Annotated in this window: 24 protein-coding genes; 10 read left to right on the forward strand and 14 right to left on the reverse strand. The window is 57.3% G+C overall.

Going from position 1 to position 23,130, the window contains the following annotated elements:
* Positions 1-17: 17 nt before the first annotated feature.
* The 4 genes from AC2FH6_RS05995 to phhA form a co-directional block, all read right to left on the reverse strand.
* Positions 18-419, reverse strand: a complete 402-nt coding sequence (locus AC2FH6_RS05995) for a DUF4864 domain-containing protein (protein WP_271948323.1) — start codon at positions 417-419, stop codon at positions 18-20.
* A gap of 48 nt (positions 420-467) precedes the next feature.
* Positions 468-2,042: a lysine--tRNA ligase gene (locus AC2FH6_RS06000; RefSeq protein ID WP_496701692.1), complete on the reverse strand. Its 1,575-nt coding sequence runs from the start codon at positions 2,040-2,042 to the stop codon at positions 468-470.
* 122 nt (positions 2,043-2,164) lie between these two features.
* Complete coding sequence (locus tag AC2FH6_RS06005) at positions 2,165-2,518, reverse strand: 4a-hydroxytetrahydrobiopterin dehydratase (protein WP_496701694.1); 354 nt, start codon at positions 2,516-2,518, stop codon at positions 2,165-2,167.
* Positions 2,519-2,525: 7 nt separating this feature from the next.
* Positions 2,526-3,326, reverse strand: coding sequence for a phenylalanine 4-monooxygenase (gene phhA / locus AC2FH6_RS06010; protein WP_496701696.1), 801 nt, complete (start codon positions 3,324-3,326; stop codon positions 2,526-2,528).
* 115 nt (positions 3,327-3,441) lie between these two features.
* On the opposite strand from phhA, the gene AC2FH6_RS06015 reads away from it, so the two are divergent.
* Together AC2FH6_RS06015 and AC2FH6_RS06020 are read left to right on the forward strand one after the other, a co-directional pair.
* The gene (locus AC2FH6_RS06015) at positions 3,442-3,900 is read left to right on the forward strand and encodes an Lrp/AsnC family transcriptional regulator (RefSeq protein WP_142635958.1); all 459 of its coding nucleotides are present in this window, start codon (positions 3,442-3,444) and stop codon (positions 3,898-3,900) included.
* A gap of 81 nt (positions 3,901-3,981) precedes the next feature.
* A complete protein-coding gene (locus AC2FH6_RS06020; RefSeq protein ID WP_142635642.1) occupies positions 3,982-4,404 on the forward strand; it encodes a tellurite resistance TerB family protein in 423 nt (140 codons plus the stop codon).
* Positions 4,405-4,406: 2 nt separating this feature from the next.
* On the opposite strand, the gene dacB is transcribed toward AC2FH6_RS06020, so the two are convergent.
* The 4 genes from dacB to AC2FH6_RS06040 all read right to left on the reverse strand — a co-directional run bounded on the left by dacB (position 4,407) and on the right by AC2FH6_RS06040 (position 7,718).
* Positions 4,407-5,888: a D-alanyl-D-alanine carboxypeptidase/D-alanyl-D-alanine endopeptidase gene (dacB, locus tag AC2FH6_RS06025; RefSeq protein WP_496701697.1), complete on the reverse strand. Its 1,482-nt coding sequence runs from the start codon at positions 5,886-5,888 to the stop codon at positions 4,407-4,409.
* A 66-nt stretch (positions 5,889-5,954) separates the two neighbouring features.
* Positions 5,955-6,575, reverse strand: coding sequence for a nicotinate-nucleotide adenylyltransferase (locus AC2FH6_RS06030; RefSeq protein ID WP_496700825.1), 621 nt, complete (start codon positions 6,573-6,575; stop codon positions 5,955-5,957).
* Positions 6,576-6,607: 32 nt separating this feature from the next.
* Positions 6,608-7,078 (reverse strand): MOSC domain-containing protein, encoded by a 471-nt coding sequence (locus tag AC2FH6_RS06035; RefSeq protein ID WP_496700827.1) that lies wholly within the window; start codon positions 7,076-7,078, stop codon positions 6,608-6,610.
* 109 nt (positions 7,079-7,187) lie between these two features.
* Positions 7,188-7,718, reverse strand: coding sequence for a YcnI family copper-binding membrane protein (locus AC2FH6_RS06040; protein ID WP_496700828.1), 531 nt, complete (start codon positions 7,716-7,718; stop codon positions 7,188-7,190).
* 593 nt (positions 7,719-8,311) lie between these two features.
* Here AC2FH6_RS06040 and ettA point away from each other — a divergent pair.
* The 4 genes from ettA (at position 8,312) to AC2FH6_RS06060 (ending at position 11,965) form a co-directional block, all read left to right on the forward strand.
* Positions 8,312-9,967: an energy-dependent translational throttle protein EttA gene (gene ettA, locus AC2FH6_RS06045; RefSeq protein ID WP_496691753.1), complete on the forward strand. Its 1,656-nt coding sequence runs from the start codon at positions 8,312-8,314 to the stop codon at positions 9,965-9,967.
* Positions 9,964-10,710, forward strand: coding sequence for a hypothetical protein (locus tag AC2FH6_RS06050; protein WP_142635632.1), 747 nt, complete (start codon positions 9,964-9,966; stop codon positions 10,708-10,710). Before ettA ends, AC2FH6_RS06050 begins: the two co-directional genes overlap by 4 nt.
* A 311-nt stretch (positions 10,711-11,021) precedes the next feature.
* Positions 11,022-11,228, forward strand: coding sequence for a cold-shock protein (locus AC2FH6_RS06055; RefSeq protein ID WP_142635630.1), 207 nt, complete (start codon positions 11,022-11,024; stop codon positions 11,226-11,228).
* Positions 11,229-11,407: 179 nt separating this feature from the next.
* Positions 11,408-11,965 carry a L,D-transpeptidase gene (locus AC2FH6_RS06060; protein WP_142635628.1) on the forward strand — a complete coding sequence of 186 codons (558 nt, stop codon included), beginning with the start codon at positions 11,408-11,410 and terminating at the stop codon, positions 11,963-11,965.
* Here the strand turns inward: AC2FH6_RS06060 and AC2FH6_RS06065 are convergent, their stop codons facing one another.
* On the reverse strand, positions 11,966-12,625 hold the full coding sequence (locus tag AC2FH6_RS06065; protein ID WP_425595584.1) for an arylesterase: 660 nt from the start codon (positions 12,623-12,625) through the stop codon (positions 11,966-11,968).
* 26 nt (positions 12,626-12,651) lie between these two features.
* Between AC2FH6_RS06065 and AC2FH6_RS06070 the strand changes: the two genes are divergently transcribed.
* The gene (locus AC2FH6_RS06070) at positions 12,652-13,347 is read left to right on the forward strand and encodes an ABC transporter ATP-binding protein (protein WP_496701700.1); all 696 of its coding nucleotides are present in this window, start codon (positions 12,652-12,654) and stop codon (positions 13,345-13,347) included.
* On the forward strand, positions 13,344-15,872 hold the full coding sequence (locus tag AC2FH6_RS06075; protein WP_496691755.1) for an ABC transporter permease: 2,529 nt from the start codon (positions 13,344-13,346) through the stop codon (positions 15,870-15,872). The genes AC2FH6_RS06070 and AC2FH6_RS06075 overlap by 4 nt, the downstream gene beginning before the upstream one ends.
* A 2-nt stretch (positions 15,873-15,874) precedes the next feature.
* On the opposite strand, the gene AC2FH6_RS06080 is transcribed toward AC2FH6_RS06075, so the two are convergent.
* A complete protein-coding gene (locus AC2FH6_RS06080; protein ID WP_496691756.1) occupies positions 15,875-16,321 on the reverse strand; it encodes an RrF2 family transcriptional regulator in 447 nt (148 codons plus the stop codon).
* A 93-nt stretch (positions 16,322-16,414) separates the two neighbouring features.
* Between AC2FH6_RS06080 and AC2FH6_RS06085 the strand changes: the two genes are divergently transcribed.
* Positions 16,415-16,984 (forward strand): gamma-glutamylcyclotransferase family protein, encoded by a 570-nt coding sequence (locus tag AC2FH6_RS06085; protein WP_142635620.1) that lies wholly within the window; start codon positions 16,415-16,417, stop codon positions 16,982-16,984.
* 52 nt (positions 16,985-17,036) lie between these two features.
* On the opposite strand, the gene gltX is transcribed toward AC2FH6_RS06085, so the two are convergent.
* The gene (gene gltX / locus AC2FH6_RS06090) at positions 17,037-18,362 is read right to left on the reverse strand and encodes a glutamate--tRNA ligase (protein WP_496701702.1); all 1,326 of its coding nucleotides are present in this window, start codon (positions 18,360-18,362) and stop codon (positions 17,037-17,039) included.
* A 140-nt stretch (positions 18,363-18,502) separates the two neighbouring features.
* Between gltX and AC2FH6_RS06095 the strand changes: the two genes are divergently transcribed.
* Entirely contained in the window at positions 18,503-19,435 is a 933-nt protein-coding gene (locus AC2FH6_RS06095) for an MBL fold metallo-hydrolase (RefSeq protein ID WP_496701704.1), read from the forward strand.
* A gap of 3 nt (positions 19,436-19,438) precedes the next feature.
* Here AC2FH6_RS06095 and AC2FH6_RS06100 read toward each other — a convergent pair whose 3' ends face one another.
* From AC2FH6_RS06100 to AC2FH6_RS06110, 3 genes are all read right to left on the reverse strand, one after another.
* Positions 19,439-20,767 (reverse strand): NAD(P)/FAD-dependent oxidoreductase, encoded by a 1,329-nt coding sequence (locus tag AC2FH6_RS06100; protein ID WP_496701706.1) that lies wholly within the window; start codon positions 20,765-20,767, stop codon positions 19,439-19,441.
* A gap of 154 nt (positions 20,768-20,921) precedes the next feature.
* Entirely contained in the window at positions 20,922-21,173 is a 252-nt protein-coding gene (locus AC2FH6_RS06105) for a hypothetical protein (protein ID WP_496691760.1), read from the reverse strand.
* Positions 21,174-21,461: 288 nt separating this feature from the next.
* On the reverse strand, positions 21,462-23,120 hold the full coding sequence (locus AC2FH6_RS06110; RefSeq protein ID WP_496701708.1) for an NAD+ synthase: 1,659 nt from the start codon (positions 23,118-23,120) through the stop codon (positions 21,462-21,464).
* Between the last annotated feature and the right edge of the window lie 10 nt (positions 23,121-23,130).

Genomic DNA, 23,130 nt, shown 5'->3' on the forward strand with positions numbered 1-23,130 from the left:
GTGACGGTGGTGTTGCGTTACGCCGCCGGATCCGAATTGCCCAAAAGCTGCACGCCATTGATTTTCCAGCCCTCTTCCTGAGGGATCATCTCATAGTCCAGAATGTGAACCTGCCCGTCGCCATCCGTGATCATCACCTTCTGCCACAACGCCCCTGAAATTTCGCGAAGTTCCAGAAACCGCACATCCGCAGGTCGCCAGACCATTGGATAGCCACGCCGGACCATGACCCCGAAATTCTCGGGCGTTCCGAACAGGCGCTGGATGGTGGGGCTGGCAAAGGTAAAGGCGGTTGCGAAATCATCCGCCTTGAATGCCTGTATCTGCCCCGCGATATTCGCCTCGATCTCGGCGTTTTGGGCAAAGGCTCCGGATGCCAGTCCGGCACTCAAAGATACAGCAAGCAATAAACGACGCATGGTGCCACCTCCTGATCGAAGGATAGCCCCACGCGAGATTAGGTCAAATCAGACCAGCTCTCCGGCCAGCGCCTTGTCGATCAGCGCAATGGTTTCCGGCACGCCGTAAAGCGCGATAAACCCGCCAAATCGCGGCCCCTGGGATGCGCCCAACAACACCTCGTAGAGCGCGGTGAACCAGCCCCGCATAGGGTCAAACCGCTCGCGCCCGACAGAGTAGACCACCGATTGCAGCGCCTCATCCTCGATCGGTCCGTCATATGCCGCCAGCTCTGCTTTCAACGCCTCCAGCGCTTCGCGCTCTTGATCCGTCGGCGCCCGGTGCTGGCGGGTGGGCTTGACGAAATCGTTAAAGTAGCGGACCGCAAATCCCGCCGCCTGATCCAGATCAGGATGCGTCTCAGCCGTGGCCTCCGGCGCATAGCGGCGGATGAAGCCCCACAGCGCTTCTTTGTCTTCGGCCCCCGAAACTGACGCCAGATTCAACAGCATCGCAAACGGCACCATCAGCGTCGATTCAGGAACATCGCCGCCGTGGATATGCCACACGGGATTGTTCAGCTGCGCCTTCAACTCTTGCCCCGGATAGGCCCGCAGTTGCTGATGATATTCATCATAGGCCTTGGGGATCACATCAAAATGCATCCGCTTGGCGGTCTTGGGCTTTTGATACATAAAATACGCAAGACTCTCAGTCGGTGCATAGGTCAGCCATTCGTCGATCGAGACACCATTGCCCGAAGATTTCGAAATCTTCTGACCGTTCTCATCCAAAAACAGCTCATAACTGAAATGCTCTGGCGCACGGCCACCCAACGCCCGGCAGATCGCGTCATAGATCTTTTCGTTGGTGGCATGTTCCTTGCCATACATTTCAAAATCAACGCCCAGCGCGGCCCAGCGCGCACCGAAATCCGGCTTCCATTGCAGCTTTACGTTGCCCCCCGTGACCGGCAGCGTCCATTCCTTGCCGTCGTCGTCATCAAAGGTGACGGTATAGGTCTCGACGCAGACCTTTTTCATCGGCACGTACAGAACCCGACCCGTTTCGGGGTGGATCGGCAGGAAGATCGAATAGGTCTGCTGCCGCTCTTCTCGCAGGCTTTTCAACATGATGGCCATTACGGCATCATAGTTGTCGACCGCCCGCTTCAGAATCTCGTCAAACTGACCCGAGCGATAAAAGTCGCGCGCCGAATAGAAATCATACTCGAACCCAAAGGTATCAAGGAACCGGCGCAGCATCGCGTTGTTATATTCGCCGAAACTTGGGTATTCCCCGAACGGATCAGGGACCGAGGTCAGAGGACGCTGCAAATGCTCCGCAAGTGCTTCGGGGTTGGGCACATTGCTGGGCACTTTGCGCATGCCGTCCAGATCATCCGAGAAACAGATCAGCTTGGTCGGGATATCCGACAGCGCCTCAAACGCGCGCTTGACCATGGTGGTCCGCGCCACCTCGCCAAATGTCCCGATATGCGGCAGGCCAGACGGGCCATAGCCCGTCTCAAACAGCACATACCCTTTGTCCGGAGCCCCTTTCTGATAGCGTTTGAGTAACCGGCGCGCCTCTTCAAAAGGCCAGGCCTTGGACGACATCGCGGTTTCACGCAGTTCAGACATTTTCTTCAAGCTCCATCGGAAAAACAGCGTCAGCTTTGGTTTGCAGCCGACCGACCCCTCCTATTGTGCCGGTGCAGCATGAGTCAATAAAGCACGCTGTTTTTCCTAACGGGAAGCTGACATCAGGCGACCAACTGATCCAACTTGGCCGCCCAGATGAAATCATTCTCGCTGAGGCCACTGATTTCGTGTGTCGTCAGTAGAACGTCCACATATCCCCATCCAAATCTGATGTCGGGATGATGCCCTTGCTGATCGGCCAGCCAGGCGCAAAGGTTTGCCAGATAGATCGCCTTGGCAAAGCCTTTGAATTTGAAATGACGGCTGAGAGTTTTTGCATCCGCATCCAGCGACCAGTCCGGGGTCAACTGGGCCAGATGCGCGCTTGCCGCATCACGGTTCAAAGCTGGAATGCCGCCGGAACAAGGGGCACAGGTCCGATCCGATAGGGTGCAGGTTTGTTCTGATGTGGTCATGTCCAGCTTACTCCGCCGCTGTTGCCTTTTCGGGAAACTTATTCGGCAACAGGCCCAGTGATTGCGCCTTATGCACATCCGCCAGCAAATCCCGATCGGCGGCAGCAAACAGTTCCTCGGGGTCGTCCAGCACGAAATAGCCCATCTGGTGCATATCAATCCGGTAGGGCGTGCGCAGGATCGTAAGAACGTCAAAGGGATCGCGGTCGGGTATTTCGCTTTCCACCGCGTAGACAAGTTCGGTCGGGGATGAGGCAAGCCCCGATCCCAGCGCCTTGATCACCCCATCCTGACGCCGCAGGCCAAATTCGATCGAGAACCAATACAGCCGGATCAGCCAGGCATAGTCTTTTTCACCGGCCTGCACCCCCGCCAATCCGATAGCGTGGCTGAAGGCGGCAAATCGCGGATCGCTCAGCAGTGGGGTATGGCCGAAAATCTCATGAAAGATGTCAGGCTCTTCGATGTAATCGAAATCCTCGCGGGACCGGATGAACGAGGCCGCCGGGAAAACCCGGTCGGCCAACATGCCAAAGAAGGTCTTGAACCCGATCAGCGCGGGTACAGGCTGCACTTTCCAGCCTGTCATATCCAGAAGCCTCTCAGAAATATCAGCGCATGATGGAACACGGGTTTTCGGAAGCTCCAGCCGGTCCAGCCCCTCAAGATAATCACGCGCCATATAGCGCTGTACGTTCTCTTGCTGAGCGGCATAAAGATCAGCCCAGACAGCATCCTCTTCGTCGGTATATGTGATGTGACCATTGGCATTGGCCACCTTGGCGACGTATTTTGTCGACTTTGGCATGGAAGCTCCTCCTGAAAAGAGCATAGCCAGCCATCGTGAAAAATTTCATTTGAATGTTTTTCAGGATCATACAATATGAACGAAACATCTCACAAACTCAAAAGATATGACGCAAATGCTTCAAAACGCGGATATCGCCATCCTGCAAGAGCTTCAGACCGATGGCCGTCTGTCTATGCAAGAGCTCGCGGATCGTACCGGCCTGTCTGCCTCGCAATGTTGGCGGCGGGTTCGCGATCTCGAAGCTGCCGGGGTTGTGGCAGGCTATACCGCTCGTGTGCCCGCCAAATCCGTTGGCCTGAACGCAATAGCCTATGTTCATGTTGCGCTGCGCGATCATCAGGAAGACAGCATCACTTCGTTTTTGCGGCTGGTTGAGACCGAGGCTCAGATTGTCGAGTGCGCCTCAATCACCGGGGATCATGACTTCATTCTGAAAGTCTATTCGAAAACACCCGAAGATCTTGAGGCGTTCATCATGCAAAGGCTGTTGAAATCGGGGTTAGTCCGCGACACTCGCAGCAATTTTGTACTGCGGCAGACGAAAACACGTGGCCCTTTGCCCATTCTTTGATCTATCGCTCCAAAATCCGTTGAACCTATTCCCTGCCCCACCTATCGTGCGGGATCAGAACAGTTCAATCAGGACACCCCTATGACCAACCAAGTGCCACACCCGATGTCTCCTCAAGATTGCCTCGTGGCGATTATGGTTGCGATCTCTGCATCAGATGAGACCATCCGCACCGCCGAGCTGGTCAAGATCGAGGGCGCGGTCAACATGCTGCCTGTCTTTGCAGAATATGACATCGACCGGATGTATCGCGTTTCCCAGATCGTCTTCGATCTGTTTGAACAAGAAGATGGCCTGGATGCCCTGTTTGGACTGATCCGCGACAACCTGCCCGAACGCCTGAACGAAACCTCCTATGCGCTTGCATGTGATGTTGCTGCTGCAGATGGTACGCTGGCAGAATCCGAATTGCGGCTGCTCGAGGAAATCCGTTACGAGTTGGACATCGACCGTTTGCATGCTGCTGCCATCGAGCGCGGCGCGCGGGCACGGCACACGACCTGACGTCAGCTGCTGCCGGCCAGCTTCCCCCACCTTTCGATCAGTGCGCGCTGCAATTTGCGCGACCTGTTATTCCAGCTCCGCCCGCCTTCGGGCCGTTCACGATACGCTCGGGGGATCGTTGCGCGATGCTCTATGTCGGCCGTGAATATTGCAAAGGCCAGCTCTGCCCCATCCGGTGAGGTTATGAACCCACCCAGGCCCGAGACAAAGTTCAGGGTTCCGGTTTTCGCATTCACTCTGATCGGATGATCCTTAACCGGCCGCCCCTGACTGTCGGCAAGGGTAAATTTCTTCAGCAAAGGCCGGAGGTCTCCGGCTTTCTGCGCCGCCAGCAGCGCGACCACCAAATCCTCGGGCGCTACGCGTGAATCGCCCCCAAGCCCTGAATGATCGACCATCGCAACCCCGGTCACACCATAGGTCTCTGTGGCCCATCTGTTCATCTCGGCGGCTGACTCCGCCAAAGTCTGCGGTCGCGTACCGCGCGCCCTCGAGGCAGCGAGCCCTACCATCTCGGCAGTGAGGTTGGTCGAGTATTTCAGCATGCCCTGCAATATGCTCTTGAGCGGGTCGCTTTGATGAATGACCAAAGGCGTTCCATTCGGCATCTGCCGCGTGACCTGCGTCCGCCCCAGCACAATTCCGTTGGATCGGGCCAATGTTCTGAAAACGTCACCTGCATAAAGCGCGGGCTTGCGGACAGGCAGCCACCGCGCCCCATCGCTACCTAACGCGCCTTTGGCAACAGTCCACCGGTCCTGACGGGCGCTGGGTTCGTAGGTATAGATCGGCAGGTTGCGGCCCTCGACCTTCATGGACGCCACTTCCACTGCAGGGGTATAGCGCGTGCTTCGGGCATCCATGGTCACGTCATAGCTGGCGCCCTGCTTTTTCCACTCGAAATGCACGCGATTGAAATTCAGAGAAATGCCGCTGATCGCAGGACTGTACCCCAAATGATCTGGCTGCCCCGGATCAATGCTGAACACGTAAGGCAACGCGCCATCATAAACTTTGAACGCGCCGCGAACCTCGGTGATTCCGGCCTCGCGCAAGTTTGCCGCCATCGTGGCCAGCGCATCCGTATCCAGCAATGGATCACCACCGCCAACAAGAACAAGATCGCCGTTCAATATGCCGTTTTCTATTGGCCCCTCGGCGACCAATGCAGTCTCAAACCTGTAATCGGCACCCAGCACATTCAGCGCATAGAGCGCGGTCAGAGCCTTGCCAACGCTCGCCGGAGGAAGGCTCCGGTCGCCACCATAGGTCTCAAGCACAACGCCAGTATTGGCGTCCGCTACGGCAAAGGCGACCTCGCCGCGCAGGTTCGCGGCATCGACCAAGCGCTCAACACCTACGATCGGCTCATTACGAAGCTGAGGTCTCAGTGACGTCAGCGGTGCCTCAGCCATAACGGCTACAGGCATCAGGGCCGCGCCCAGCCCAGCAATAAATCCTCGTCGCGAATAACGATCAATCATGGGTCAATTAAAATCCCAGAGATCACAGGCAAACAACCTGAGATCCGAATTATGGGCCCACAGGGGCTATTCAGGCAACACCTTGTTGCCCCAATCCCCCTGAATGCGCAACTGGGTCGAACTGACATCCAGCATCGGCACATTCACAAAACACCACGCCGGGGCCTGTGCCCGGCCGAGTAAATGCCGCGCCTGCCCGTCAATCCGGTAGTCGGCATAGCGACGCGCCGCAGGGGACATACGTGCAGAGATGCGGTCTCCGGGACGGGCAACAACGCCAACCGGTACGGTTTCGATAATCGACTGCCAATCCTGCCACTTATGGAATTGCGCCAGGTTATCCGCGCCCATCAGCCAGACAAACCTGACCTGCGGATAAAGCTTTTTCAGGGCTGCGACAGTATTTGCCGTGGCGCGCGTGCCGGTCTGGGCCTCGATATCCGTCACCTCGACACGTGGATGCTGCATCACAGCTTGCGCTGCCTTCACCCGCCGCGCCAATGGCGCAGGCCCGTGCTCTTTCAACGGATTGCCCGGAGAGACCAGCCACCACACCCGATCCAGCCCAAAGGCCTTCATTGCCTCGAGTGTCACATGCACATGGCCCTTATGCGGCGGATCAAATGACCCCCCGAACAACCCCACGACCTGCCCGGGCCGCACATATGGAATGTCACTGCGTTGCATCCCTTGCTGATGTTCAGAACTGAAGGGCGTTGTCAATCAATCGGCTGTACCGCATCACCAAGCCGCACCCGCCCGGGCCGAACAACCTCGGCACACCACCCGCCATGCCCACGCACGGCAGAATAGCCCCCCTTGCTCAGCGCCTCCTCCATCCGGCTGCAAGGGGCGCAGATGACTGTGAACCGCAAAACAGCCTCCCCCACCTGAACCTCGCGCTCTTTTAGGGCCGCCAGATTGATCCCCGACACCACCAAATTGCGCCGCAGTATTTCAGGCGCAACCGGCCCCTGCCCCAGATAAGACCCAATCGCCGCTAAATGCTCCTGCTGGATCAGCGTCACGGCCCGTTTGCCTGCACGGCTTCGGTCGCCATCGAGACCGTCGGCCGAAATCATCGCAGTTTCAACCAACTGCAACTCATCTCGTCGTGCAGGCCGCAATCCGATCCATTCGACACAACCCGACTGCGCCCAGTCGGAAATCAAGGCCTTCAAATCCGCCATTGCCAGTCTTCCCGCTTTATCCCTGTCCGAGCTACAGGCACCGATCGCGCCATACAAGAGCGGCAGTACCAACGCCTGCCGCTCTTAAGATCAGATCAACATTCCGGGGTCAGTGCGAATGCTTACCCTCCGGTTGCAGATACAAGCCCGGCGCGGGATGATCCAAGTCATGCGGATCCTGACCTTCGGCCGGAATTTCCACCCAATTGTGGCTGCCGTTGGCACATTCCTGAATGGTCGGGAAAAACAGCATCTGCTCTGCCGCAAGCGATCCATCCAGCTTGGCCCGGAATACAAACTCATCGTAATGATCATTCGACAATTCGCCGGTCCAGATAATCTCTTGCACACCCGATGTCAGGGTCGTGCCATAGTAGTCGTAGCTGTTGGCATAATCACCCGCGACGGTTTCGAGCTTCCAGCCGGGTTTGGGCATCGGCTTGACCGAAATCACACCTTCGGGGATGGCGATGCGCAGCTTTAGCGTTGCCTCGCCCTCGCAGCCATGGCCGACCCGCATCACCCCCTTGTAGAAGCTGCCCACCTGAGCTTCCTGCTGCTCCAGAGTTGCGTGCGCTTGCGCAGTCGTCCCTATTGCAGCCACGATCATCGCAGCCGATGTAAGTTTCACCAGTTTCATAAGGTATTTCCTTGTTTGACGTTCTGTTTCGTCCGGGGTCAACCCGGATTGAAGCTTCACACCATCCAAGGGGGTCCACGCGCAAAATATGCCGTTGTTGCGCCACGTGGCACCAACTCCACCCGAACTGGAATAAGAAGCGGCACACCCTCAGGGCACAAGGACGCAAGCACGAGAGGGCCACATAAGGTGACACCACTTTCAGCTAAGGTGCAAACCGGGCACCTGCTTTGATCGCCGTTCGGTTGACCGGTTCCACAAATGTCACCGGGGGCAAAGCCAAGCAGAATCGGTTCGGAATCTGCAGATACGGGACGGGTCAGATGCAGACTTGCCAAAATGACAAAGCCCAACGCTGCGAGCAGCGCCAATCCCGTTTTAAGTCGATCCAGCGTCGTCACTCTGGCTTGCCAATTCATATTTATCTTCCGCGACCGCTTAGTACCCCAGCCAGCTCAACGCAACGCCTTTTGAAAACAGCGCGTCGTATCAGGCAATCAAAATCAAACCCGCGATGCGATCCTGATTGCCCCTGCGCCCACGTTTCGCTATCACACCGCCCAACCCAATTTCCCCGACCCAGAGGACACACCATGGCCGCCTATCAATATGTCTACCACATGCAGGGTGTCTCCAAGACCTATCCCGGTGGCAAGAAGTGCTTTGAAAACATCCACCTGAGCTTCCTGCCCGGCGTGAAAATCGGTGTCGTCGGCGTCAACGGTGCTGGTAAATCGACGCTGATGAAGATCATGGCCGGTCTCGACAAAGACTTCACGGGTGAGGCATGGGCGGCCGAAGGTGCCAAGGTCGGTTATCTGCCGCAGGAGCCGAAACTGGACGAAACCCTCAGCGTGCGCGAAAACGTCATGCTGGGCGTAGCCGAGAAAAAGGCGATCCTCGACCGCTATAACGAATTGGCGATGAACTACTCAGACGAAACCGCGGATGAGATGGCCAAGCTGCAGGACGAGATCGACAGCCAGAACCTTTGGGATCTCGACAGCCAGATCGACGTCAGCATGGAGGCCCTGCGCTGCCCGCCGGATGATGCCAATATCGCCAACCTCTCAGGCGGTGAAAAACGCCGCGTCGCGCTGTGCAAATTGCTGCTCGAAGCGCCCGACATGCTGCTGCTCGACGAGCCGACCAACCACCTGGATGCCGAAACAATCGCCTGGCTGCAACAGCACCTGATAGACTACAAGGGCACCATCCTGATCGTCACTCACGACCGGTATTTCCTCGACAGTATCACCGGCTGGATCCTCGAACTCGACCGGGGTCGTGGTCTGCCGTATGAGGGCAACTATTCCGCCTGGCTGGAACAAAAGGCCAAACGGCTGGAGCAGGAAGCCCGCGAGGACAAGTCTAAGCAAAAGACTCTGCAGCGCGAGTTGGACTGGATGCGCCAAGGCCAGAAGGCCCGTCAGGCCAAATCCAAAGCCCGGATCAACGCCTATAACGATCTGGCGGAACAGTCCGAGCGCGAAAAGCTGACCCGCGCACAGATCGTCATCCCCAACGGCCAGCGCCTTGGCGGTAAGGTGATCGAGGTCGAAGGCCTGTCCAAACACATGGGCGATAAGCAACTGATCGAGAACCTCGACTTTACCCTGCCCCCCGGCGGAATTGTCGGCGTCATCGGGCCCAACGGCGCCGGTAAATCGACCCTGTTCAAGATGCTTACTAGTCAAGAGCAACCCGACGCAGGCACCATCACGCTTGGCGATACGGTTGAACTGTCCTATGTCGACCAATCCCGCGATGACCTGAAGGACAACGACACCGTGTGGGAAGCGATCACCGGCGGCGCCGAGATCATTCAGTTGGGCGATGCGCAGGTCAATTCCCGCGCCTATTGCTCCTCCTTCAACTTCAAGGGCGGCGACCAGCAGAAAAAGGTCTCTCTGCTGTCAGGGGGCGAGCGCAACCGAGTCCACATGGCCCGCCTACTGAAAGAGGGCGGCAACGTCCTGCTGCTCGATGAACCGACCAACGATTTGGACGTCGAAACCCTGCGCGCGCTGGAAGACGCGCTGGTCGATTTCGCCGGCTGCGCCGTGGTCATCAGCCACGACCGCTTCTTCCTCGACCGGATCTGCACGCATATCCTGGCGTTTGAGGGTGATGCCCATGTCGAATGGTTCGAGGGCAACTTCGAGGATTACGAAGAGGACAAGAAACGCCGTCTGGGACCAGACGCGCTGGAGCCGAAGCGGTTGAAGCATAAGAAGTTTGCGCGATGAGACGGAAGCTCAAAAGACGGTTGGAAAAATGGCAACGTAGCGCGCTGAAAATCAGCGCGCCGCTGCGCAAGCGCATCCGGCAAATGTACAAGACAGATTACTGTGTGATCGTCGCAAGCAATGGCCGGTCGGGCAGCACCATGACCTACCATGCGCTGCGCGATGCACTGGAAAGGCTGGACCCAAACCTCTCGGGTCAGGCCAGTTTCGTGTCTCGGTTGGACGACGCCACCTTCCAGGCGCCGTTTCTTTACAAGACGCATGATTTTCCGCAGGTTTTGTCAAACTGGTCAAAAGATACCCGAGTCGTCTTTTGCTTTGGCTCGACAAAGGACTCTACCTTTTCAGTCTACACAGCGATGGAAGGCTATGGCCCTGAGTGGATAAAAAAGCACTTCTACAATCTGCATGCGACGGGCACATATGACGAGCTTTTCGAACGGGATGTGCTGCAACAGGCACGGCAGATCAAGGAATGGGTCACTTATGACGACATCCCGGTATTGTGCGTTCACTACGATGCGTTGTGGGAATATCAGGACGAAATCTCTGAATTTACCGGATTGAAATTTGTACCGGCTCCGCGGCGTGAACGGGCTGAAAAAGATATTCCGGAAGATCTGCGAAAGGCCGCGAGCCAAATCTACGATCCGATTGACGAAGTGATTTCCCAGCTTCCCAGATGTTTTGTGGCCTCGCCCGAAATGAACGAGATCGTGGGCAAATTGCCGCTCGCAAAGTGATCCTCGGACGGTCTGGCGAGTGACGTTCTTCCGGGCGTTCGTGGATCCAAAAAATTCAGTCTAACCTCATACATTGTATAGATTGTTTCAGGATATTCTGATGCGTAGATTCTGATGCCTGGCGCTAGTTTCAGCCGTTCAGGATTGCAAATCCGGCTTGTCACATCTCGTCTGAACTGGCATACTCAGAGTGCTACCGTTTTTCTATTTCGACCCACTGTCTCCTTCTACGGCGTTCAGTCTATCGATACAGACGACGACGCCAGGCTGTCGCAACTCCGTGGGCAGCACCAGATAAGGAGAACACGGATATGCCTTCAGGCACCGTAAAATGGTTCAACACCACCAAAGGCTACGGCTTTATTGCACCCGAAGATGGCGGCAAAGACATCTTCGTTCACATCTCGGCCGTCGAACGCTCGGGCCTGACCGGTCTGGCCGACAACCAGAAAGTCACGTACGAGCTGCGCTCGGGTCGTGACGGTCGCGAAAGCGCCGACGACATCCAGCTGGCGTAAGCCGCTGTAAGGGCAGGGTTTTCCTCTGCCCTTTTCTATTTGTGCCTGAGCGACCACCTGTAAAAGTGTGTCCCGGCGATTACATCACAATTCAGTTACTCTTCCCCGACGATTGACCGGATCGGATATCATCCGGACACTATGGTCATGATTTTTCTGTTGTATTGAAGAGAGCTGATATGTTGACACGCCGTACATTCCTGACTGCAACAGCAGCAGCAAGCCTTGTTTCGACCGCCGCGTCGGCAAAGAAAGCCGTCGAATACGACCCCACTCCACAATTTGTTCGAATCAAAAAGCAATTCCTGCCAGGCCAGCTTCTGGTGGTTCCACGCTCGTTCTATCTGTACTTCGTAACAGAACCTCGCAAGGCAATCCGTTACGGGTGCGGGGTGGGCAAAGCCGGGCTGGAGTTCACCGGAACAGCGACCATAGACGTCAAAAAGGAGTGGCCCACCTGGCGCCCCACCAATGAAATGATCGAGCGTGAGCCAATTACATATGCTCGTTTCAAGGATAACGACTATGTGCAGCCTGGCGGTGACGGCAATCCGTTAGGTGCACGGGCGCTTTATCTGTTCCAGAACGGCGTTGACACTTATTTCCGAATTCACGGGACCACTCAGCCGCAGACCATAGGCCGTGCGGCCTCGAACGGATGTATACGCATGCTGAACACGCATGTCATCGACCTGTACCAGCGGGTGCCGATTGGAACAGTTGTGACGGTCGTCTGATCAATCTTCCGCTGATTTCACAAGTTCCAAAACCTTTGGTCCAAGGTCTTCAACGATGAGGGCCACACCACTGGCGTTGGGATGGATGCCATCTGCCTGCATGTGTTCCCGTACTTCTTCGGGGTTTCCTGCCGCAGTCAAACCTGTGAAAAAACTTGGCGCATATCCAGTCTGATATCGATCCGCCAGATCGGGGTAGATCGCATCAAATGCGGCTTTGTAATCTGGGCCGTAATTCCCCGGCGCCTGCATCCCGACCAACAATACGGCGACCTCAGCGCCATCTGCTGCTTTCAGGATCGTCTCAAGATTTGCGCGTGCAACTGCCGGATCAAGCCCTCGCAACAGATCGTTCCCGCCCAATGCGACGATCATCCCATCCACGTCGGGCGTCAGTGTCCAGTCCACACGTGCCGCCCCTCCGGCGGTGGTGTCCCCGGATACACCCGCATTGATCAGGCGCACATCCGCTCCGTGATCTTTCAACCAACGATCCAGCTGCGGAACAAATCCGTCTTGCTCGGGCAGGCCGTACCCTTGAGTCAAAGAATCCCCGAGAGCTGCAATCACTACGGTTTCTGCTGTGGCCGCAAAGCCGCAACACGTGATAAGCACCGGCATCAAAGCCTTGCGCAACATCTCAACTGCTCCATATCCCATTTGATTACCTCGGTTCGGACCAACCCATGATCGCAACTGTTCTATCGCTTGAAAATGCCGCTTTATCGCTGGATGGCAATGCCGGTCAGGTAGATATCCTGCACGACATCACGCTTTCCGTACACAAGGGCGAGACACTGGGTCTGATTGGGCCGTCCGGGTCAGGAAAATCGTCGTTACTAATGCTGATGGGCGGGCTGGAACAGGCGACGGGCGGCCAGGTAACCGCACTCGGGCAAAATCTGACCCGCATGAACGAAGACGAGCTCGCGCGGTTCCGACGCAACAGCATGGGCGTTGTATTTCAGAATTTCCACCTGATCCACACGATGACTGCCCTTGAGAACGTGGCCACACCGCTGGAGTTGGCCGGCCACAAAGATGCCTTTCAACGGGCCGAAGCCGAATTGGAGTCCGTAGGGCTGACGCATCGACGCGACCATTATCCGGCGCAGCTCTCCGGTGGAGAGCAGCAGCGCGTCGCGCTCGCCCGTGCCTCTGCCCCGCGACCACAGATCCTGCTGGCGGATGAGCCTACCGGCAATCTGGACGAAACAAACGGAGCCGCCATCATTGATCTGCTGCTTGGCCTGCGCGACAGGCATGGTGCTACTTTGGTTCTGGTGACCCATAGCCACAGCCTTGCGCGCAGATGTGACCGTGTTGTCCGGCTGCGCGATGGAAGGATTGCCGATGACACAAGGCAAGAGGCTGCCGAATGAGCCTGCGGATGGCCGGGCGGCTGGCGCGGCGGGAACTGCGCGGAGGTCTGCGCGGTTTTCGGGTGTTTCTGGCTTGTCTTGCACTTGGGGTCGCTGCCATTGCCGCTGTGGGTTCGGTCCGCCACGCCATCCAAACCGGACTGACGCAAGAAGGCGCGGCTCTGCTGGGCGGGGATGCACAGCTGGAATTCACCTATCGCTTTGCGGATGAGGCTGAGCGTGCATGGATGAACGACGCGGCCTTAGCCATCTCCGAAGTCGTCGATTTTCGGTCAATGGCAGTCGCGCAGCAGAATAGTGACCCACAGCGGGCGCTTACGCAGGTCAAATCCGTTGACGACTCCTATCCATTGTTGGGCAAGCCAATACTAGAGCCTCAGATGCCCCTGCGTGACGCCTTTATAGGCCAGCAAGGGGCGCCCGGTGCCGTAATGGCTCCTGCTCTGATCGACCGGCTTCAGCTATCGGTTGGGGATCGGTTTTCACTTGGAACTCAGGAATTTGTCCTGATGGCAGCCCTGATCCACGAACCGGACGGGGCGGCAGACGGGTTTGGATTGGGTCCGCGCACGCTGATCCGCACACAGGACTTGCTGAATTCCGGATTATTGGCACCGGGTACTCTGTTTTCCACCAAATACCGTCTGGATCTGCCGCCGGGGTCTGATCTTACAGCTCTTTCGGCGCAGGCAAGCGAAGCCCTTGAAGGCAGCGGAATGCGGTGGACCGATGCACGGAACGGTGCCCCCGGCATTTCAGAATTTGTTGCCCGGCTCAGCGCTTTTCTGGTTCTGGTTGGACTATCCGGGCTGGCTGTTGGCGGCATCGGCGTATCTGCAGCGGTGCGCGCCTATCTGGCGCAAAAGACTGAAACCATTGCTACCTTGCGTACTTTGGGTGCCGATCGGGCGACCGTGTTTCAGACTTATCTGATCCAGATCGGTATTCTCTCTGGCATCGGGATTTTTCTGGGCATCATATTGGGTGGATCGGTGCCTCTGCTGCTTGCGCCGCTGATCGAAACTCGCCTGCCTGTGCCCGCAGTGTTCTCGTTCTATCCGCAGCCTCTGGCTGAAGCCGCGCTTTACGGCGTGCTCACCGCCTTTTTATTCACACTCTGGCCCCTTGCCCGTACTGAAGAAGTCCGCGCAGCGACCCTGTTTCGCGATGCGCTGTCTTCGGCGCGCTTCCTGCCCCGTGCAAAATACATCCTAGCGACAGGCATCGGGCTTGCGGCGCTGATCGGCGCAGCTGCCTTTTTCAGCGGATCGGCGCGCCTGACCCTTTGGACCAGCGGCGGGTTGGCCGGAGCGTTGGTTCTGCTTTCGGTGGCGGCGCTGGCAATCCGCAAACTGGCACGCTTGACCACAAAACCCGCCCGAGGGAATCCGCCCCTGCGATGGGCCCTGTCAGCCATTTCCGACCCACGCGAAGGAGCCGCATCGGTTGTCCTGTCGCTGGGGCTGGGCCTGTCGGTTCTGGCCGCAGTCGGGCAGATCGACGGCACGCTGCGAAACGCGATTTCAGGAAACCTGCCCGATGTCGCCCCTTCTTATTTCTTCGTCGATATCCAGAAAGAGCAGATGCCTGGCTTTACCGAACGGCTGGAAAACGACCCTGCCGTAAGCCGGATCCAAAGCGCGCCCATGCTGCGTGGGATCATCACGCAGATTAACGGGCAGCCCGCGATTGAGGTCGCCGGGGACCACTGGGTACTGGAAGGCGACCGCGGGGTCACCTATTCCGACGCCCCGCCCTCGAACGCACGGGTCACCGCCGGGGAATGGTGGTCCGAAGACTATTCCGGAACGCCTCAGGTCAGCTTTGCCGCTGAAGAGGCCGAAGAGATGGGCCTGAAGCTGGGTGACCAACTGACCATCAACATATTGGGGCGCGACATCACCGCAGAGCTCACCTCGTTGCGCGAGGTGGATTTCTCGACCGCCGGGATGGGTTTCATCATGTCCATGAATCCGTCGGCCCTGGCCGGCGCACCGCATAGCTTCATTGCCACCGTCTATGCCGAAGAGCAGGCCGAAGCCGCGATCCTTCGTGATCTGGCGGGTAAATTCCCCAATATCACCGCAATCCGTGTCCGCGATGCGATTGACCGGGTCTCGGGTCTGCTGGCCGGGTTGGCCGCTGCGACGTCTTATGGGGCTGGTGTATCGCTGCTAACCGGCTTTCTGGTCCTGATCGGCGCCGCGGCAGCGGGTGAACCAGCCCGGCGGTACGAGGCCGCAGTCCTGAAGACCATCGGTGCCGACCGACGGCGCATATTGATCAGCTTTGCCCTTCGGGCTGTTCTGCTGGGGTCTGCCGCTGGAATTGTAGCCCTGATGGTGGGCATCCTCGGCGGCTGGGCGGTTGCGACATATATTTTCGACACCAGCTTTGACGTCATCTGGCCATCTGCCATCGGCATCGTATTGGCCGGGATCATCGTCACGCTGGGCGCGGGGTTGATCTTTGCCCTGAAACCCCTTGCCGTTCGCCCGGCGCGCATCTTGCGCGCCAGCGACTGAGTTTATCGGACGCAGGCGACGGGCTGCAAAATCGTCAGCAGATTTGCATTGTCACACACCAGCGAATCCAGCGTGATTTCGTCCAGCGAGGCATAAAAAACCTCGGCCGCGTCCCGCAGCGCAAGGCGCAGCCGGCAGGCGTTGGTGAGCGGGCATGTATTGTCGGCATCCGCAAAGCACTCGGCAATCGGCAAGTCGCCCTCGATATGTCGAAAAACCGAACCGATCCGTATCTGATCAGCAGATCTAGCGAGTACCATACCACCATTGCGACCGCGATGAGTGCTCAGATAATCTAACTGGCTGAGTTGGTTGATCACCTGTGCCAAGTGGTTTTCCGAGATATTGCAGGTCTTTGCGATCTCGGATTTGGTCACCAACCTGTCTGGATTTGCTGCACAATACATCAGTAGGCGCACAGCAATATTTGTCCGCTTGGTTATCCGCATGTTTGCCTCCCTAAGTTCAACATGCTGCCTTATTGCATGTTGGGCAAAAAAGCGGTTTGACATACATCAATTCCCAGTCAGAAGTGATCCCGCATGGCAGACCCCTATTTCTTTGGCTACGGCAGCCTCGTGAACCTCGCGACCCACGATTTCCCCGACCCGCATCCCGCGCAGTTGAAGGGATGGCGGCGGGCCTGGCGGCATACCGATTTGCGCCCGGTCGCTTTCTTGACCGCCATTCCGGATCCCACTTCTGAAATCGACGGCATGATTGCCCATGTCCCAGGCAATGACTGGGACGCGCTGGATCAACGTGAGTGGGCCTACGACCGCGTTCCAGCGACTAAGGCCGTCACCCATTCTCTGCCACACGAGGTTGAGATCGCTGTTTATGCCGTACCTGATGACCGTCAATCCGCGGCCAGCCGGCGCCACCCCCTGCTGATGAGCTATATCGACGTGGTTGTGCAAGGCTATTTGCGTGCGTTCGGGTCCGAGGGCGCCGATCGCTTTTTTGCCACCACTGATGGCTGGGACGCCCCGATCCTGAATGACCGGGCAGAGCCGCGGTATCCGCGCCACCAGGCATTGAAACCGGATGAGACTTGTTTTGTGGATGATCGGCTGAAGCGAATAGCAGCCCAGATCGTAAAGACCTTATAGAAAAAAGGCGCGGCCAGCAGACCACGCCTTATCACAATCTAAGGCACTAAGATCAGCCGCGCGCGCGGATCACCTGCAAAAGGGGCAACAGGGTTGCCATCTCGGGGCCGCGCTCCATCCCTGTCAGTGCCTTGCGTAAAGGCATGAACAGACTCTTGCCCTTGCGGCCTGTCGCGTCTTTCACCGCGCTGGTCCACTGCCCCCAGGTCTCGCCGTCGAACGGGCCTTCTGGCAACAACGCCACGGCCTCGGTGATGAACTCTCGGTCTTCATCGGCAATCAGTGGTTCGGCACCGTTACGGCACAGCTCCCACCACCCTTTCAGGTCTGCCAGAGTGGTGATGTTCTCGCGGGCCATGGCCCAGAACGGTTCGGCCAGTTCGGCCGGTACGCCCGCATCTGCCACAGCATCCGCAACGTCGGCCAATGACAAAGATTGAAGGTGTTTTGCCGTCAACGGAAACAGGTCCTGAACGTCAAACTTGGTCGGCGCGGCACCAAAACGACCAATGTCAAATCCATCGATCAGCTCGGCCATCTCAGTCCGCAACTCAACCGGGTCGGATGAGCCCAGACGCGCCATCAAGCTGAGCAATGCTAACGGCTGTACGCCCTGCTCGCGCAGATCACGCAGAGCCAGCGTGCCCAGTCGCTTAGACAGCGCCTCGCCCTGGGGGCCGGTCAGCAGAGAATGATGTGCAAAACGCGGGCAAGTACCGCCCAGCGCTTGGATGATCTGAATCTGCGTCGCGGTATTGGTCACATGGTCCGAGCCACGCACCACGTCGGTCACACCCATTTCGGTATCATCGACCACCGACGCAATCGTGTACAGAACCTGACCGTCGCCCCGGATCAGTACCGGATCCGACACCGAGGATGCATCAATCGAGATATCGCCTAGAATGCCGTCGGTCCACTCGATCCGTTCATGATCCAGCCTAAAGCGCCAGACACCGTTGCCACGTTCTGCCCGCAGCGCGTCTTTCTCGGCGTCGTTAAGGTTCAATGCTGCGCGGTCATAAACCGGCGGCTTGCCCATGTTCAGTTGTTTCTTGCGCTTGAGGTCCAGCTCGGTCGGGGTTTCGAAGGCTTCATAGAACCGGCCCATCTCGCGCAGCTTGTCGGCTGCCTCGGCATAGCGGTCCAGACGCTCGGACTGTCGTTCGACCCGGTCCCAATGCAGGCCCAGCCACTCGAGGTCCTGCTTGATGGCATCGACATATTCTTCCTTCGATCGCTCGGGGTCTGTGTCGTCGATACGCAGGATGAAGGTGCCGCCAGCCTTGCGGGCAATCAGGTAGTTCATCAGAGCTGTGCGCAGGTTGCCCACATGGATGTAACCGGTGGGTGACGGGGCGAAACGGGTGGTTGTCATAGGAGTCTCCTGTTGGCGCGGCTCTTCTCACAGCATGGGCAAATTGTCCAGCCACCGCACCGGTTCACGCCAACGTCAGGTGGCAATCCTCGGGCGATACCCTATCTTCAAAGTGCTGGCACACACAGGGAGATCTCAAAATGACCGTTACACTAACTCGTAGGGCCGCACTGGGCGCGGCGGCAGCCTTGCCTTTTGCATCAGCTGCTACCCCCATCCTGGCTGCAGCAAGCGATACCAAAGCGAATTCAACCATCGCGAAATCGTTCCAGCTGGGCGATTTCACCGTAACAACTCTGCTGGATGGCAGCCTGCCGCGCGATGGCGCCAAAGAGATTTTCGGCGGCGGCGCCACGGATGAGGAATTTGCAAACGTATCGGCCCAGAATTTTATTCCTGCCGATAAAGCCCAGTTCTTTTTCACACCAACGCTGGTCAATACCGGATCTGAACTTGTGCTGTTTGATACTGGCCTTGGGCAAGGCGGCATTCAGGCGGCATTGGCAGATGCAGGCGTGAACCCGGATCAAATCGACGTCGTCGTCATCACCCATATGCACCCTGACCATATTGGCGGCATGACCACAAATGACGCGCCGACTTTCCCGAACGCGCGCTATGTCACCGCATCGACCGAATATGACTTTTGGGCCGCTCAGGATTCTGGCAATCGGGTTGGTGATCTAGTCGCCGCGAAAGTTACTCCGTTGGCCGAAAAGATGACCTTTGTCGGGGATAATGGCGAAGTTCTTTCCGGAATAACGGCCGTTTCAGCGCACGGGCATACACCCGGACACACAGTCTTTCATCTGGAAAGCAATGGCCAACGCCTGGTTCTAACGGCCGATCTGGCCAATCACTATGTGTGGTCTTTTGCTCGTCCCGAGTGGGAGGTAAAGTTCGACATGGACAAAGCCGCAGCCACCGCTTCACGCCGCAATGTGCTGGGGATGCTGGCGGCAGACAAAGTTCCGATGATCGGATATCACATGCCCTTCCCCGCAGCCGGTTACGTCGAGACGCGCGGCGATGGGTTCAGGTTTGTCCCGGTCAGCTATCAGATGATGGGTTAACGTCTAATACCCCGGGTCCGGCCGGATTTTCGACCCGTCCGCAAAGCGGGACAGGCGGAAAACGGCCGGATTAACACAGGGGGCATTGCCCGAGACCAGATCAGCCATCAGCCGCCCAGCACCGGGCCCGATTCCGAACCCATGACCCGAGAAACCCGTAGCGATGAACAGGCCGGGCCTGTGGTCCACGTGCGAGATGATCGGGATCGCATCCGGCGTTACATCAATCATCCCTGCCCAGCTTTGAACGATTTCAGCCTGCTTTAGCGCGGGAATGCCAGTGATTGCGCTTTTCCAAGCCCGCCGCAACGCCCGGCGCGATGGTTCGGGATCCAGAGTGCGGCAAAGTTCGAACGGTGTCACATCCGTGGGCAACCACCTCCGATCTTGTCGCGCCTCTTCGGCCCACCGCTTCGACACCCGAAACCGCAGCGACCGCCACTCCTGACGAAACGCAGGAAGAAATTGCCACGCCAGACGAAGGCTATCCGGCACGATATCAACGGTGTTTTCGTGCCCGGACGCAATCGTATACCCTCCGTCGTCCCGCTTGCGTATTGCAAAATCGTCCGACCACAAGGCGGCCTCAGGACCGGAAACCGGAGAGGTTCGGAATACGGTGTTCAGCACCTTCAGTTGTGGAAAATCAACTCCGGCATTCCCTGCAAACAAGCGCGACCACGCACCGCCCGCCAGTACGACATTGCCGCAGGCCACGCGACCGCGTTCTGTGAAGACACCGACGACACGGTCCGCCTCTGTATCCAGACTGCGCACTGCACAGTTGGTCATCAACAGAGCCCCCCGGTCACGCGCAGCTTCGGCGATTGCGGGTGCAGCCCATTGCGGTTCCGCCCTACCGTCTTGCGGCATAAACAATGCGCAATCCAACCCCGTCCGATGGTCTGGCATTAGTTCCGCCAACAGAGCCCCGGACACCATCCTTGCCCCAGTATTCAACCCCTCCACATGGCGAAGCCAGCGTTCAAGATTGCCCTGTTCCCGCTTGCCAGAGGCGCCGAACAGGATACCTGCCTGTGTGAAACCTGTCTTGCGCCCGGTGCGTTGATCGAGCTGCGCCCAGATACGCTGTGATTCCTGCATCAGCGGGATTTCCCGAGGATCGCGCATACCCAAACGCACCCATCCCCAGTTCCGTGAACTCTGCTCGGAGGCAATTTGTCCCTTTTCGCACAGAAGGACAGACATTCCCCGCTCTGACAGTTCGAGGGCGGTTGATGCCCCAATAATTCCTCCACCAATGACAACAACATCAACGGCTTTTGGCAGCTTTAGATCGGGTTCAACAGCATTAGGCTTGGGGCCAGGCATCAACCGCTCATAATTCATTGCACGGACCGCAATGAAGGCGCGGGATCACGACAGACGCAACAGAAGAAACTTTGCGTCAATGACTATTGCGCAGGCCTGTGACCATTCGGCCAACGTGGCAAGCCAGCGCATCTAATTCAGGATTTTGAAAACTTCAGGCCGCGCCGCACAATTCAGCCAGTTTCTGACGCAAAGAGGTAGCGATACCGCCTTCCGGCACCTCGGCTTCTGTTTCCAGAAACTGCGCGCCGGGGCCCACCGTCGTGGATTCCTCTTTGGGCACCTCTTCATTCAACAAATTGGCAATGGCAGCATCTACCTTTGCCTCATCCAGAGACCGACCTTCGGATTGCATAGACCGCCATTTTGGCGGTGAATGAAGCGGTTTATCGTATTCATCGTACATAATGGCACCAAATCGTTAACTCAGACATCCAATTTCGGACGCGTCGCTAAAGACCGAAGGGAAAGCTCATAAACACCTATTTCCCACAATGCGTCGCATCCGCCCCACATGGGGCAACAATCAAGCTAAAATGTGGCAAAAAAAAGACCGGGCATCAAGTGGAGCTCGGATACGCCCAAGAGAATCTAAGCCACTGCACTCAAAAATAAAAACAGTTCCAGAAGCAAGCGGTTATTGCCCATAAAATGGAAACAGTTTTCGCGTCAAAATGGTGATTCCTGTAAGGCGTCAGGTCCTGTCGCGCCAACGATTCACGATAGGATACCTGCGATCCAGCCAGAATGCCCGCTTGGTCAAACGTGTCCCCGGGGCGGACTGAAACCGTTTATATTCGCTGATATAGACCAAATGTTCGATCCGGCGCGCAACGGCTTCTTCGAACCCGGCGGCCACGCAATCCGCGATCGACCCATCCTGATCAACCAATATATCCAGAATGGCGTCCAGAACCGGATAATCCGGCAGGCTGTCACTGTCCTTCTGGTCTTCGCGCAACTCGGCACTAGGAGGTTTGTCGATGACCGAGGGTCGGATGACCTCGCCCTCGGGGCCTTTCATCCAGCCGCGATGATTGGCATTGCGCCAGCGGCAAGTCTCGAACACGCGGGTTTTGTACAGGTCTTTGATTGGATTATAACCACCGTTCATATCCCCATAGATCGTGGCATATCCAACGGCGACTTCGGATTTGTTGCCTGTGGTCAGCAGCATCTCGCCGAACTTGTTCGACAGGGCCATCAGCAACAGCCCCCGCAGGCGGGACTGGATGTTTTCTTCGGTCAGATCTTCGTCTCGCCCGGCAAACAATGGGGCAAGCGTATCCGTGATCGCCGCGCGCCCCTGTGCAATAGGGACGAAATCATAGTGAACACCCAACACCTTAGCCACCGCTTCGGCATCATCCAAAGAATCCTGGCTGGTATATTCCGACGGCAACATCACGCAGCGAACATTTTCAGCGCCAATCGCATCCACCGCTATTGCCGCGACAAGGGCTGAATCAACGCCGCCAGAGAGACCCAGAACACCCTTTTTGAACCCGGTTTTGGCCATGTAATCACGCAGAGACTGGACCATCGCGCGATAGTCCTGCTCCCAAGCATCTGGCTGCGGCACAATCTCTTCCGGAATTATGCGCCAACCTGCGTCGCCGCGTTCAATATCCACATGCGCTATCGCTTCGTCGAACACAGGCATACGGAATGCCAGTTCTCCGCCTGGATTCAACCCGAAGGTCGCCCCGTCAAAGACCTGATCGTCCTGCCCCCCGACCATGTTCAGGTAAATCAGCGGCAATCCGGTCTCAACCACGCGCGCCACCATATGGTTCAGGCGCACATCATATTTGTTTCGGAAATAAGGCGAGCCGTTGGGGATCAACAGAAATTCGGCTCCTGTCTCCTCCAGCGTCTCGGCAACATCCGGATGCCAGCTGTCTTCGCAGATTGGGCTGCCGATCCGAGAGTTGCCAACCGAATAGGGACCGCCCAGCGGGCCGGAATCATACAGGCGCACTTCGTCAAAGACTGTCTCATTCGGCAGGTGATGTTTCAGCACTTTACTGCTGATCCTGCCGTTCTTGAGGATGAGATAGGCGTTATACAGCCGGTCATCTTCGAACCACGGCCCGCCGATCGCAATCGCAGGTCCATCGGCGCAACGTTCCGCAAGCGCCTCAACAGCTTTCATTGCGGCTTTGTGGAACGCGGGCTTAATCACAAGGTCCTGCGTATTATAGCCGGTGATGAACATCTCGGGGAAAGCAACAAGTTGGGCACCGGCCTCACGCGCCTGCTCCCACGCAGAAAAAGCCTTGGCCGCATTGCCTTCCAAATCCCCGACAATGGGATTGAGTTGCGCCAGAGTGATACGGAAACGGTCGGCCATACTGCCCTCT

It is taken from the genome of Ruegeria sp. CDSC045, from assembly GCF_059610725.1.

Excerpts from the sequence above, each read along its gene's own strand:
- AC2FH6_RS05995 (WP_271948323.1), bottom strand. The coding sequence starts at position 419 with ATGCGTCGTTTATTGCTTGCTGTATCTTTGAGTGCCGGACTGGCATCC.
- AC2FH6_RS06000 (WP_496701692.1), bottom strand. The coding sequence starts at position 2,042 with ATGTCTGAACTGCGTGAAACCGCGATGTCGTCCAAGGCCTGGCCTTTT.
- AC2FH6_RS06005 (WP_496701694.1), bottom strand. The coding sequence starts at position 2,518 with ATGACCACATCAGAACAAACCTGCACCCTATCGGATCGGACCTGTGCC.
- phhA (WP_496701696.1), bottom strand. The coding sequence starts at position 3,326 with ATGCCAAAGTCGACAAAATACGTCGCCAAGGTGGCCAATGCCAATGGT.
- AC2FH6_RS06015 (WP_142635958.1), top strand. The coding sequence starts at position 3,442 with ATGCTTCAAAACGCGGATATCGCCATCCTGCAAGAGCTTCAGACCGAT.
- AC2FH6_RS06020 (WP_142635642.1), top strand. The coding sequence starts at position 3,982 with ATGACCAACCAAGTGCCACACCCGATGTCTCCTCAAGATTGCCTCGTG.
- dacB (WP_496701697.1), bottom strand. The coding sequence starts at position 5,888 with ATGATTGATCGTTATTCGCGACGAGGATTTATTGCTGGGCTGGGCGCG.
- AC2FH6_RS06030 (WP_496700825.1), bottom strand. The coding sequence starts at position 6,575 with ATGCAACGCAGTGACATTCCATATGTGCGGCCCGGGCAGGTCGTGGGG.
- AC2FH6_RS06035 (WP_496700827.1), bottom strand. The coding sequence starts at position 7,078 with ATGGCGGATTTGAAGGCCTTGATTTCCGACTGGGCGCAGTCGGGTTGT.
- AC2FH6_RS06040 (WP_496700828.1), bottom strand. The coding sequence starts at position 7,718 with ATGAAACTGGTGAAACTTACATCGGCTGCGATGATCGTGGCTGCAATA.
- ettA (WP_496691753.1), top strand. The coding sequence starts at position 8,312 with ATGGCCGCCTATCAATATGTCTACCACATGCAGGGTGTCTCCAAGACC.
- AC2FH6_RS06050 (WP_142635632.1), top strand. The coding sequence starts at position 9,964 with ATGAGACGGAAGCTCAAAAGACGGTTGGAAAAATGGCAACGTAGCGCG.
- AC2FH6_RS06055 (WP_142635630.1), top strand. The coding sequence starts at position 11,022 with ATGCCTTCAGGCACCGTAAAATGGTTCAACACCACCAAAGGCTACGGC.
- AC2FH6_RS06060 (WP_142635628.1), top strand. The coding sequence starts at position 11,408 with ATGTTGACACGCCGTACATTCCTGACTGCAACAGCAGCAGCAAGCCTT.
- AC2FH6_RS06065 (WP_425595584.1), bottom strand. The coding sequence starts at position 12,625 with ATGGGATATGGAGCAGTTGAGATGTTGCGCAAGGCTTTGATGCCGGTG.
- AC2FH6_RS06070 (WP_496701700.1), top strand. The coding sequence starts at position 12,652 with ATGATCGCAACTGTTCTATCGCTTGAAAATGCCGCTTTATCGCTGGAT.
- AC2FH6_RS06075 (WP_496691755.1), top strand. The coding sequence starts at position 13,344 with ATGAGCCTGCGGATGGCCGGGCGGCTGGCGCGGCGGGAACTGCGCGGA.
- AC2FH6_RS06080 (WP_496691756.1), bottom strand. The coding sequence starts at position 16,321 with ATGCGGATAACCAAGCGGACAAATATTGCTGTGCGCCTACTGATGTAT.
- AC2FH6_RS06085 (WP_142635620.1), top strand. The coding sequence starts at position 16,415 with ATGGCAGACCCCTATTTCTTTGGCTACGGCAGCCTCGTGAACCTCGCG.
- gltX (WP_496701702.1), bottom strand. The coding sequence starts at position 18,362 with ATGACAACCACCCGTTTCGCCCCGTCACCCACCGGTTACATCCATGTG.
- AC2FH6_RS06095 (WP_496701704.1), top strand. The coding sequence starts at position 18,503 with ATGACCGTTACACTAACTCGTAGGGCCGCACTGGGCGCGGCGGCAGCC.
- AC2FH6_RS06100 (WP_496701706.1), bottom strand. The coding sequence starts at position 20,767 with ATGCCTGGCCCCAAGCCTAATGCTGTTGAACCCGATCTAAAGCTGCCA.
- AC2FH6_RS06105 (WP_496691760.1), bottom strand. The coding sequence starts at position 21,173 with ATGTACGATGAATACGATAAACCGCTTCATTCACCGCCAAAATGGCGG.
- AC2FH6_RS06110 (WP_496701708.1), bottom strand. The coding sequence starts at position 23,120 with ATGGCCGACCGTTTCCGTATCACTCTGGCGCAACTCAATCCCATTGTC.